The organism is Streptomyces sp. CA189 (assembly GCF_056428985.1).
In genome coordinates this window covers 1-12260 of record NZ_JBWJVM010000051.1, presented here as the reverse complement: position 1 = coordinate 12260, position 12260 = coordinate 1, and the positions used below count along the sequence as shown (strand labels likewise).

Genomic DNA, 12260 nt, shown 5'->3' with positions numbered 1-12260 from the left:
ACGGCATTGACGTGCGTGGTTGACGCTCCGTAACCCGAATGCCGCACCCTGCGTAACCCGATCACCACGCCGGGGGTTCCTGGGCCATATGCCCGCGCCGACCCCTGGATGTGCCGTGCCCCGGTTCAGCGTCATCGTGCCCGCGTACAAGGTCCAGGCGTACCTCCAGGAGAGTCTGGACTCGGTCCTGACCCAGTCGTACCCGGATCTCGAACTGATCGTGGTCGACGACGCCTCCCCGGACGCCTGCGGTTCGATCATCGACGACTACGCGGCCCGCGACCCCCGGGTGACCGCCGTGCACCTGGCGCACAACCTGGGCCTGGGGCCGGCCCGCAACGCGGGCCTGTCCCGGGCCACCGGCGACTACCTGGTCTTCCTCGACGGAGACGACACCCTGGCGCCCGGCGCCCTGCAGGCCATCACCGACCGGCTGAAGGCCACCGGCTCCCCGGACGTCCTCGTCTACGACTACGCGCGCACCTACTGGACCGGCGAGCTGGTCCGCAACAGCCTCTCCCACCGCCTCTCCGAGGAGGGCCCGGCCAGCTTCCGCCTCGCCGACCGCCCCGCCCTCCTGGGCATGCTGATGGTGGTGTGGAACAAGACCTACCGCCGCGAGTACGTGGAGCGCGAGGGCCTCGCCTTCCCGCCCGGCTTCTACGAGGACACCCCCTGGACCTATCCGGCGCTCCTGGCGGCGGAGTCGGTCGCCGTCCTCGACCGGGTCTGCGTGCACTACCGCCAGCGCCGCACGGGCTCGATCCTGACCACGTCCACCCGCCGCCACCTGGACGTCTTCGACCAGTACGACCGCGTCTTCGGCTACCTCGCCACCCGCCCCGAGCTGGAGCGCTGGCGGCCCGCCGTGCACCGGCGGATGGCCGAGCACTTCTGCGCCCTGTACGCGGACCCGCGCCGGCTCCCGCGCGCCGCCCGGGCCGAGTTCTTCGCCCGGGCCTCGGCCCTGCTGCGCCGCTACCGGGTGCCGGGCCCCCGGCCGCTGTCGCTGAGCCGGACGGACCGTACCCGCCACCTCCTGATGCGGCTGGGCACGAGGCGCGCGTACCGCGTCCTCTCCCTGCTCCGCTCGGCCTCGCTCACGGCGGGCCGCGCCGGGGCCGCCCTGGGGCGGGGCCTGCGCGAAACCGCTCTGCGCCTGCACTACCGCGCGCAGCGGCTGCTCCCGCTCCGCCCGGAGCTCGCGGTCTTCTCCGCGTACTGGCACGGCGGTTACGCCTGCAACCCGGCGGCGATCGAGGCCAAGCTGCGCGAACTCGCCCCGCGCATGCGGACGGCCTGGATCTGCGACCCGGCGCACGCCTCGACCCTGCCCCGCGACACCACCGCCCTCCGCCCGGGCTCGGCGGCGTACTGGACGGCCCTGGCCCGCGCCACCTACCTCGTCACGAACGTCAACTTCGACCGTGCGCTGGTCAAGCGCCCCGGCCAGATCCTCGTCCAGACGCAGCACGGCACCCCGCTCAAGCGGGTCGGCCTCGACCTCCAGGACCGCCCGGCGGCCACCCCCACGACGGACTTCGCGGGCCTGCTCCGCGGCGCGGACCAGTGGGACTACCTGCTCTCCTCGAACCGCCACTCCACCCTCGTCTGGGAGAAGGCGGTCCCCTCCTCGTACACGACGCTCGAATACGGCTACCCCCGCAACGACGTGTTCCACCAGGCCACCCAGGCCGACGTCCTGGAGATGCGCGAACGCCTCGGCATCCCGCCGGGCTCCACGGCGATCCTGTACGCGCCGACCCACCGCGACTACCGCCGCAGCCGCCCCGAACACCTGGACTTCGACCGCATCCTGCGCGACCTGGGCCCGCGCTACACGATCCTCACCCGCACCCACCTCACGTACGCGGGCTCACCCGCCCCGGACCCCCACCCGCGCCTCATCGACGTCTCCTCCCACCCCTCCGTCGAGGAACTCTGCCTGGCCTCGGACGCGTTGGTGACGGACTACTCGTCCCTGATGTTCGACTACGCGTCCCTGGACCGCCCGATCGTGATCCACGCGGACGACTGGGAGGCGTACGAGGCCTCCCGCGGCACGTACTTCGACCTCCGCGCCTTCCCCCCGGGGGCGATCGCCCGCACCGAGGACGAGCTGGTGGACATCTTCTCCACCGGCCACTGGCAGGGCTCGCGCTCGGCACAGCTCCGCACGTCCTTCCGGACCCGGTTCTGCACGCACGACGACGGCCAGGCGGCGGAGCGGGTAGTCCGCCGCGTCTTCCTGAGCCAGCCAGCAACCCCCATCACCCCGCTGGAAGACCGCCGCCCCACCCCCGCGGCCCCCTCCGCCACCCCGGAACCCACCCTGGCCCACCTGACGACGGGCCGCTGGCCGTAGCCCGAATCCAGCCCCGCCGGCGTTTGAGGCGCGGGGTCTGGGGCGGAGCCCCAGGGGGGTCCGGGCACAGCCCGGGGAACGGGCGAAGGGCGGGTAGGGGAACTCCGCACCGCGCAGCGGAAGCCCCTCAGGCCGCCGGCCCCCCGACCGTCAGCCCGGCGACCACCGACCGCGCAAGGTCATCCAGATACCCCCGCGACACCGCGTCCCGCACGACCACCTGCCGCCAGTACAACGGCCCGATCGCCAGATCGAGCGCCCTCCCCGCGTCCACCCCCACCGGCAGCTCCCCCCGGGAGACCGCCTCGGAGACGATCCCCTCCGCCATCCGCCGCTGCCCCTCCAGCAGAGCCCCCCGCACCGCATCCGCGATCTCCGGGTTCCGCGCCGCCTCCACCAGCAGGTCGGGGATCACCGCCGAGGCCACCGGATGCCGCAGCACATGTGACATCACCTCCAGCAGCGCCCGTACGTCCCCGTAGAGCGACCCCGTCGACGGCACCGGCAGGCCGTCCACGGCGAAGGCCCCCACCAGGTCCAGCACCAGGTGCAGCTTCGACTTCCACCGGCGGTACACGGCCGTCTTCCCCACGCCCGCCCGCCGCGCGATGCCCTCGATCGACATCTTCGAGAACCCGACGGTGGCCAGCTCCTCGACGACGGCCGCCCGGATCGCCTCGGTCACGTCCTCACGGAGAACGGCGGCCCCCGCGGGGGCTCTACGGGCGGCAGGGGCGGCGGCAGCGGCGGCAGGCTCAGGCGTCATAAGCAGAGCTTAACCCGCGACGACGATACGGTTGCGTTCCGACGTCGAACGACCTAACCTCACCGTAGCGACGATACGGACCCGTCCCATCGCCAGCCGACGCCCTGACCCCGTCGAAAGCGACCCCCGTGACTGTGACCACCGCGCCACCCCCGGCCCCCACGAACACCAAGGGCCGGACCAAGGACAAGCGCAAGGACCAGGCCCCGGACCCCATCGCCGAGCTGGCGGCGGCCCACGACCTGACCCTCAGCGGAGCCCGCCCCACCCTCCCGCGCTACCTCGCACAGCTCTGGGGCCGGCGCCACTTCGTGACCGCGTACGCCACCGCCCGGATGCACGCCCAGTACAGCCAGGCCAGCCTCGGCCAGGTCTGGCACCTGATGACCCCGCTGCTCAACGCGGCCGTCTACTACTTCATCTTCGGCATCGTCATGCACGCCAGCCGCGGCATCACGAACTACGTGCCGTTCCTGATCACCGGCGTCTTCGTCTGGGACTTCATCGGAAGCTGCATCAACGCCTCCACCCGCGCCGTCCAGTCCAACCTCGGCCTGGTGCGCGCCCTGCACTTCCCGCGCGCCTCACTGCCCCTGTCCACCGTCGTCCAGCTCTTCCAGCAGCTGCTGATCACCATGGGCGCACTGATCGTCCTGCTGCTCGCCTTCGGCCAGACCCCCACCCTGAACTGGCTGCTCGCCTTCCCCACCCTCCTCCTCATGGCCGCCTTCTGCGCCGGCTGCGCCATGACCATGGCGCGGATCGGGGCGAAGAGCCCGGACGTCAGCCAGCTGATGCCCTTCGTCCTGCGGACCTGGATGTACGCCTCGGGCGTCATGTGGTCGATCGACCAGATGCTCCGCACGGACCACCTGCCGGACTGGGTCTCGACGGCCCTCAAGCTCAACCCCGCAGCCGTCTTCATCGACCTGATGCGCTTCGCGCTCATCGACTCGTACAAGGCGGGCCAGCTCCCGCCGCACGTCTGGCTGATCGCCCTGGGCTGGGCGCTGCTCGCCGGCGTCGGCGGGTTCGTTTTCTTCTGGAAGGCAGAGGAGGAGTACGGCCGTGGCTGACACCGCAACCGCAACCCCGATCGAGACCCGGACCCCGACCGTCATCGCCGACGAGGTCCACGTGATCTACAAGGTGCACGGCTCGGGCGGCCGCAAGGGCGGCGCGACCGCGGCCCTGAGCAGGCTGTTCTCCCGCAAGCCGGCTCCCGGCATCCGCGAGGTGCACGCCGTCAAGGGCGTCAGCTTCACCGCGTACAAGGGCGAGGCCATCGGCCTGATCGGCACCAACGGCTCCGGCAAGTCCACCCTGCTGTCCGCCATCGCAGGCCTCCAGCCGGTCGCGCGCGGCCGGATCTTCTCGCACGGCCAGCCGTCCCTGCTCGGCGTGAACGCCGCCCTGATGAACGACCTGACCGGCGAACGCAACGTGGTCCTCGGCGGCCTCGCCATGGGGATGTCCAAGCAGCAGATCCGCGAGCGCTACCAGGGGATCGTCGACTTCTCCGGCATCAACGAGAAGGGCGACTTCATCTCCCTGCCCATGCGCACCTACTCCTCCGGCATGGGAGCCCGCCTGCGCTTCTCCATCGCCGCCGCCAAGGACCACGACGTCCTGATGATCGACGAGGCCCTGGCCACCGGCGACGCCGCCTTCCAGCGCCGCAGCCAGGCCCGCATCGAGCAGCTCCGCGAACGGGCCGGCACCGTCTTCCTCGTCAGCCACGGCATCGGCACGGTCCGCGAAACCTGCGACCGCGCAATCTGGCTCGAAACAGGCGTCCTCCGCATGGACGGCCCCTCGGAAGAGGTCTGCGACGCGTACGAAGAGTTCACCAACAAGCGCTGACCCAACTCCACCACCTCCGGGCCAAATCCAGCCCCTCCGGCGTTTGAGGAGCGGGGGTCCGGGGGCAGCGCCCCCGGCAACGGCGCCGCACCCGCCCACGACGGACCGGAACACGAACGGGCCGGGCCCGGAACCCCGAAGAGGGTCCCGGGCCCGGCCCGTACCGGTACAGCCGCCCGCAGGGCTACGCGTGCGCCCTCAAGAGCGAGCGCATCGTCCGCATCGCCACCGACAGGTTCGCCAGATCGAAGTCGTCCGACCCCTGGATCTCGTCCAGAGTCGTCCGCGCCCGCCCGATGATCGCCGCGTTCTTCTCCTCCCACGCCTTGAAGCGCTCCTCGGGAGTCGAGGTCCCGTTCCCGACCGCCAGCACGTCCGCGGTGAGCGCCGCGTGCGCCGAGAACAGGTCCTCGCGGATGGACGCGCGGGCCATCGACTGCCAGCGGTCGGCCCGCGGCAGCTCGATGATCCGGTCCATCAGCTGGGTGATGTCCAGCCGGTCGGCGAGGTCGTAGTACACCTCGGCGACGGCCAGCGGCTCGACACCCGTACGGTCCGAGATCGCGACGATGTCCAGCGTCGGGAAGGCGGACGAGAAGCCGGCCACCTTGGCCGCCAGCTCCTGCGGCACGCCCTCGCCGATCAGCTCGGCCATGACGGCCTCGTACCACTCCAGGTCCGCGCCGCGCACCAGCTTCGGCAGGTCCGACCAGACCCGCTCCACCCGCTCGGCGAAGAACTCGATGGTCTCGGTGATCTGGAGCGGCTGCGGACGGTTGTTCAGCAGCCAGCGCGTACCGCGCTCGACCAGCCGCCGCGAGTGCAGCCGGATCCGGGTCTGGACGTCGGCGGCGACCACGTTGTCGAGGGATTCGACCGCGTCCCACACCCCGGCCAGGCCGAAGATCTCGCGGGCCGCGAGCTGCGCCCGGACGATCTCCTCCAGGGAGGCCCCGGTCTCCTCGCGCAGGCGGTGCAGGAAGGTCGAGCCGCCGCTGTTGACGGTGTCGTTGACCAGCACCGTGGTGATGATCTCGCGGCGCAGCGCGTGCCCGTCGACCTGCTCGGGGAACTTCGCGAGCAGCGCGCCCGGGAAGTAGGCGTGCAGCAGGCGGGCGAGGTACGGGTCGTCCGGCAGCCCGGTGTGGATGAGCTCGTCCGCCACCGTGATCTTGGTGTAGGCGAACAGGACGGCCAGCTCCGGCTGGGTCAGGCCCTTGGCGTTGTTCAGCAGCTCGCGGAGCTGCCGGTCGTTGGGCAGGAACTCCAGGGCGCGGTCCAGCAGGCCGTCACGGCCCAGGCGGCGCATGAAGCGCTGCTGGGCGTGGAGCAGGCTGGGGGCCTGGGCGGCGCCGTTGGCCAGCGCCACGTTCTGGGCGTAGTTGTTGCGCAGCACCAGCCGGCCGACCTCGTCGGTCATCTCGGCGAGGAACTTGTTGCGCTGCTTGACGGTCAGGTCCCCGTCGGCGACCACCGAGTTCAGCAGGATCTTGATGTTCACCTCGTGGTCGGAGGTGTCCACGCCCGCGCTGTTGTCGATGGCGTCGGTGTTGACCTTGCCGCCCTCGCCGCCGGCGCCGCTGCGCGCGAACTCGATGCGCCCGAGCTGGGTCAGGCCCAGGTTGCCGCCCTCGCCGATGACCTTGGCCCACACGTCGGAGCCGTTGACGCGGATGGAGTCGTTGGCCTTGTCGCCGACGTCCGCGTGCGTCTCGGCCGTCGCCTTGACGTACGTACCGATGCCGCCGTTCCACAGCAGGTCGACGGGGGCCTTGAGGATGGCCTGCATCAGCTCGGCGGGGGTCATCTTGGAGACGCCCGCCTCGATCCCGAGGGCCGCGCGGACCTGCGCGTTGACCGGGATGGCCTTCGCGCTGCGCGGGTGGATCCCGCCGCCGGCGGACAGCAGGGAGCTGTCGTAGTCCGCCCACGAGGAGCGCGGCAGGTCGAACAGGCGCCGGCGCTCGGCGTAGGAGGTCGCCGCGTCCGGGTTCGGGTCGATGAAGATGTGCCGGTGGTCGAAGGCCGCCACCAGGCGGATGTGCTCGGAGAGCAGCATGCCGTTGCCGAAGACGTCGCCGGACATGTCGCCGACGCCGACGACCGTGAAGTCCTGGGTCTGGGTGTCGTGCCCGAGCTCGCGGAAGTGCCGCTTGACGGACTCCCAGGCGCCGCGGGCGGTGATGCCCATGCCCTTGTGGTCGTAGCCGGCCGAGCCGCCGGAGGCGAAGGCGTCGCCCAGCCAGAACCCGTAGGACTCGGCGACCCCGTTGGCGATGTCGGAGAAGGTCGCGGTGCCCTTGTCGGCGGCGACGACGAGGTAGGTGTCGTCCTCGTCGTGGCGGACCACGGCCTTGGGGTGGACGACCTCGCCGCCGACCATGTTGTCGGTGATGTCGAGCAGCGCCGAGATGAAAATCTTGTACGAGGCGATGCCCTCGGCGAGCCAGGCGTCGCGGTCCACCGACGGGTCGGGGAGGTTCTTGGCGACGAAGCCGCCCTTGGCGCCGACGGGCACGATGACGGTGTTCTTGACCATCTGCGCCTTGACCAGGCCGAGGATCTCCGTACGGAAGTCCTCGCGGCGGTCGGACCAGCGCAGGCCGCCGCGGGCGACCTTGCCGAAGCGCAGGTGGACGCCCTCGACGCGCGGGGAGTACACCCAGATCTCGAAGGCCGGACGCGGGGCCGGCAGGTCGGGGATGGCCTGCGGGTCGAACTTCATCGACACGTAGGAGTGCTGCTCGCCGGCGTTGGTCAGCTGGAAGAAGTTCGTGCGCAGCGTCGCCTTGATGAGCGTGAGGAAGGACCGCAGGATCCGGTCCTCGTCGAGGGAGGCGACCTGGTCCAGGGCCCCGTCCAGCTCCTCCAGCATCGCGTCGACGAGCTCGGTGCCCGCGGACTGGCGGCCCGGCGACATCCGGGCCTCGAAGAGGGAGATCAGCAGCCGGGTGGTGTGGGCGTTGTTGCGGAGGGTGTCCTCCATGTAGTCCTGGCTGAAGGTCGCACCGGCCTGCCGCAGGTACTTGGCGTACGCGCGCAGGACCACGGCCTGCCGCCAGGTCAGTCCGGCGCCGAGCACCAGGGTGTTGAAGTTGTCGTTCTCGGCGTCGCCCTGCCAGACCGCCGAGAAGGCGTCCTGGAACCGCTCGCGGGCGTCGTCGCCGAGGTAGTTGGCCGTCGCCGTGCCGTCACCGTTGCCGGTCGCCAGCGGCATCCGCAGACCGAAGTCGTAGATCCACGCGTTGGAGCGGTCGGTGCAGCGCAGCTCGTACGGCCGCTCGTCGGTGACCTCGACGCCCAGGCGCTGCAGGACCGGCAGGACCGCGGAGAGCGAGACCTGCTCGCCCGTGCGGTAGATCTTGAACCGGCGTTCGCCGGGGCCCGCGCCGACCGGCTCGTACAGCGACAGCGCGAACTCGCGGTCGCTGGCCGACAGCCGCTCCAGGTGGACCAGGTCCGCCACGGCCGAGCGCGGCGAGTGGTCGGCCTTGTAGCCCTCGGGGAAGGAGTTCGCGTACTTGCGCAGCAGCTCGGCGGCGCGCTCCTCGCCCAGCTCCGCGACGAGCGCCTCGCCGAAGCCGTCGGCCCAGGAGCGGGCGGCCTCGACCAGCCGGCCCTCGATCCGCTCGACGTCGGCGTCGGTCAGCACGGGCAGCTCGGTGCCCTGCGGGACGCGGACGACGAAGTGGATGCGGGAGAGGATCGACTCGGTGTTCCAGGCGGTGAAGTCGACGCTGATGCCGTCGAGCTCCTCCTGCAGGATCGCGATCAGCCGCAGCCGCACGCCGGTGGTGTAGCGGTCGCGCGGCAGGTAGACCAGCGCGGAGTAGTAGCGCCCGTACTCGTCCTGGCGCAGGTACAGCCGCAGCCGGCGGCGCTCCTGGAGGTACAGGACGGAGGTGGCGATGGCCTGGAGCTGGTCGACCGGGGTCTGGAACAGCTCGTCGCGCGGGTAGGTCTCCAGGATCTGGAGCAGGTCGCGGCCGTCGTGGCTGGACGGGGCGAAGCCGGCGCCTTCGAGGACCTCGGCGACCTTGCGGCGGATGACCGGGACCCGGCGCACCGACTCGGTGTAGGCGGCGGAGGAGAACAGGCCGAGGAAGCGGCGCTCGCCGACGACGTTGCCCTCGGCGTCGAACTTCTTCACGCCCACGTAGTCGAGGTACGAGGGGCGGTGCACGGTGGAGCGGCTGTTGGCCTTGGTCAGCACCAGCAGGCGGTGCTCGCGGGCCTTGGCGCGGGCGTCGGCCGGCAGCCGGTTGAAGGACGGCGAGACGGGGTGCGCCTCGTCCTGACCGTGGTGCAGCGGGTCGGAGCGCAGGATGCCGAGGCCGGTGCCGGGCACGGCGGCCAGGGCATCGCCGTCGACGAGGTTGTACTCGCGGTAGCCGAGGAACGTGAAGTGGTCGTCGGCGAGCCAGCGCAGCAGCTCGCGGGCCTCTTCGAGCTCGTACTCGCGCAGGTCCGGGGCGGTCGGCTCCTCGGGGAGGTCCTGGGCGATGCGCAGCGCCGCGTCGCGCATCTTCTCCCAGTCCTCGACGGACTCGCGTACGTCGGACAGGACGCGCTGCAGATCGGCGGTGATCTGCTTGAGGTCGGCCTTGTCGGTCTCGCGGTCGATCTCGACGTGGATCCAGGACTCGACGAGCGAGTCGTGGGGGCGCTCGGTGCGGGGACCGTGCGCGTCGCAGTCGGGGCCGAGGATCTCGATCAGCTTGCCGGTGACGTCGCGGCGGACGACGACCTGCGGGTGGATCACGACGTGGATGCCGCGCCCGTGGCGGGACAGCTCGTTCGTCACGGAGTCCACGAGGAACGGCATGTCGTCGGTGACCACCTCGACGACGGAGTGGCTGGAGGTCCAGCCGTTCTCCTCCACCGTGGGCGTGTGCACCCGCACGTTCGCCGTGCCCTGCGGACGGTTCGCCGCGAGCCGGTAGTGCGAGAGCGCGCCCCCGAACACGTCGACCGGATCCCGGTCGAGCAGGTCCTCCGGGGCGGTGTGCAGGTAGTAGCGCTGGAGGTAGGCGAGAGTCGTGTCCCGGTCGGGACGCTCCCCCTGCTCGGACCCAGTCGGAAGTAGCCCCCCGGCCGGGCTGTTCTCAGCTACCCGTGCCGCCCGCGCGAGCAGCTCGGCCTTTGCTTCGTCCAGCTTGGTCTGCATGTCCTCTGGCTCCTGTCGCGCGCCATTGCGTGACGTAGGTGAAGGAAGGAATGGCATAGCACCGCGAGGCGGGATGTCGGTGTCCGTTCGGGATCGACGCTATGCCGTCGAGAGAGCCCACCGGGAGGAAATCGGCCATGATCGGCAGGATGTCCCGGGGGCGGGGATCAGCGACGGCCCGGGCACGGTGGTGCGCCGGGCGCCGGCCGGAGGCTTCAGTGCCTCCGAGAACTATCGCGCTGATCACGGGTACCAGGCTATCTCGCTCCACCCCCGGCTCGTCATGAGCTGTATGTGTACAAAAGAGGGGGGGTAACTTTGACACTCTGGATAGGGACTGGCCCGGCCGTGCGTGCCTGGCCGGGGCGCGGTCGCTCTCCGCTCATCTTCCGGTCGCTATCCGGCCAGCTCGCGAGCAGTGCGTACGGCCTCCGCCAGGCTGTCCACGACGGGGACACCGGCTGATTCCAGACTGCCGCGGCTGTGCGAACCGCCCGTATAGAGGACGGCCCGCGCGCCCACGTGTGCGGCGGCCAGCGCGTCGTCCACGGCGTCTCCGATGAGGACCGTACGGCCGGCCGTCACTCCCGTCCCGTCCAGGGCAGCCATGTGGCGTACGAGGTGTCCCGCCTTGGTGGTGTGGGAGGGCCCGGTACGCCCGTCGACGCGCAGGAAGTGCCCGTCGATCCCGTGCGCCCGGACGAGCGGGACGAGCTGCTCGTGGGGCGCGAGGGACAGCAGCGACTGGGTGAGCCCCTCCGCCTGCCAGCCCCGCAGGAGTTCGAGCGCCCCCTCGGCGAGCCCGGCGTCCTCGGCGGCCACCCAGTAGTGGCGGTGGAAGGCCTCGTCCATGACCAGCCACTCGGAGTCCGTGGGGAGCCGGCCCATGAGGCGCTCGTAGAACTTCGGCACCGGTACGACGTACAGCTCGCGGTACCGCTCCAGGGTGATCGGCGCGAGGCCGAGCTCGGCGAAGGAGGCGTTGGTGGCGGCTATGACGGCGTCGATGTCGTGGAGCAGCGTGCCGTTCCAGTCCCAGACGATGTGCGGGGCCGGCGCGGGGGCCGGGACCACCGGAGCGGGCGCGGCGGCCGCCAGGCCCGCGGGAGCGGTGCCCGCCGGCGCCGGCACCACGAGCGCCGGCACCACGAGCGCCGGGCCCTCGGGGGTCGGGAGCACGGGCGCGGGGCCCTCGGATACGGGGTTCTCGGGTGTCGGGTTCACTTCAGCAGCCCCGGGATCTCCTGGACCCCGAACCACAGCAGCTCGTGGTCCTCGGCTCCGTCGACGGTGGACCGCGCGTCCTCGTCGCCCCCGTCCGCGGCCGGAACGGCCGCCACGGCGGCGCTCACGTCCTCCAGGGCCTCTTCCGCGTCCACGTGCACCGCGGCCGCCACCGAGAGCCGTACGGCCCCGTCGAGGGCCACCTGGCCGAGCGCGGCCTCGTCGACGCCGGGGGTGGCGGTGGCGGCCCTGTCGTCCACGTCGACGGCCACCACGACCCGCTTGTGCGGCGCGGCCCCGTCCTCGGCGATCATCCGGAGCGAGGCGGCGGCGGCCCTGGTCAGGGCGGCGTACTCCAGCTCCTCGATGTCGTCCGACACGTACCACTCGCGCAGCCCGGGCGTGACGGCGTACGCCCGCAGCGGAGCCGGGCCCAGCTCACCCGCCCGGTGCGCCTCGGCGAGCCCGGGCAGGGTCAGGGGGACGTACACGCGCATGGCCGGCTGCTTTCGGTAGTCGGAAACGCCCCCAGGATACGACCGGGCCGCCGCCACTCCTTCGCGGCGCCCCCTCGCACGCCTCGGCCCCGGGGGCCTCCGCTGCTTCGGCGGGCTGTACCGGACTCCGTCCGGTGACGGCCCGGGCCGGACGGGGTCACGCCGGGAGCACGCCCGGAGGTCCCGGACTCCGTCCGTGACGGCCCGCGTCCCCCTTCGGGGTGCCGCGGCGGGGCCGCGCGGCGTCCACCTCGCTCCTCGCGGGACCCGGGGCGGGGCCCGGGGGCAGCCGGGGACCGACCCGGATAGGTGAAGGGCGGCCGGGCGCGGGGCGGCCCCGCGGCGTCGTTGCGGAGCGTGTTCGCAGCCCCGTAGAAG

The 12260-nt window shown here is 71.7% G+C and carries 7 protein-coding genes; 3 read left to right on the top strand and 4 right to left on the bottom strand.

Going from position 1 to position 12260, the window contains the following annotated elements; translation table 11 throughout:
- Positions 1–115 precede the first annotated feature (115 nt).
- Positions 116–2365, top strand: coding sequence for a bifunctional glycosyltransferase/CDP-glycerol:glycerophosphate glycerophosphotransferase (locus AC061S_RS29780; RefSeq protein WP_478688990.1), 2250 nt, complete (start codon positions 116–118; stop codon positions 2363–2365).
- Positions 2366–2492: 127 nt separating this feature from the next.
- Here the strand turns inward: AC061S_RS29780 and AC061S_RS29775 are convergent, their stop codons facing one another.
- Positions 2493–3131: a TetR/AcrR family transcriptional regulator gene (locus AC061S_RS29775; RefSeq protein WP_478688989.1), complete on the bottom strand. Its 639-nt coding sequence runs from the start codon at positions 3129–3131 to the stop codon at positions 2493–2495.
- A gap of 128 nt (positions 3132–3259) precedes the next feature.
- Between AC061S_RS29775 and AC061S_RS29770 the strand changes: the two genes are divergently transcribed.
- Positions 3260–4207 (top strand): ABC transporter permease, encoded by a 948-nt coding sequence (locus AC061S_RS29770; RefSeq protein ID WP_478688988.1) that lies wholly within the window; start codon positions 3260–3262, stop codon positions 4205–4207.
- A complete protein-coding gene (locus AC061S_RS29765) occupies positions 4200–4994 on the top strand; it encodes an ABC transporter ATP-binding protein (protein WP_478688987.1) in 795 nt (264 codons plus the stop codon). The genes AC061S_RS29770 and AC061S_RS29765 overlap by 8 nt, the downstream gene beginning before the upstream one ends.
- A gap of 184 nt (positions 4995–5178) precedes the next feature.
- Here AC061S_RS29765 and AC061S_RS29760 read toward each other — a convergent pair whose 3' ends face one another.
- The 3 genes from AC061S_RS29760 to AC061S_RS29750 form a co-directional block, all read right to left on the bottom strand.
- Positions 5179–10161 carry an NAD-glutamate dehydrogenase gene (locus AC061S_RS29760; RefSeq protein ID WP_478688986.1) on the bottom strand — a complete coding sequence of 1661 codons (4983 nt, stop codon included), beginning with the start codon at positions 10159–10161 and terminating at the stop codon, positions 5179–5181.
- A gap of 396 nt (positions 10162–10557) precedes the next feature.
- Complete coding sequence (locus AC061S_RS29755; RefSeq protein WP_478689019.1) at positions 10558–11235, bottom strand: HAD family hydrolase; 678 nt, start codon at positions 11233–11235, stop codon at positions 10558–10560.
- A gap of 146 nt (positions 11236–11381) precedes the next feature.
- Positions 11382–11882 (bottom strand): DUF6912 family protein, encoded by a 501-nt coding sequence (locus tag AC061S_RS29750; RefSeq protein WP_478688985.1) that lies wholly within the window; start codon positions 11880–11882, stop codon positions 11382–11384.
- Positions 11883–12260 lie beyond the last annotated feature (378 nt).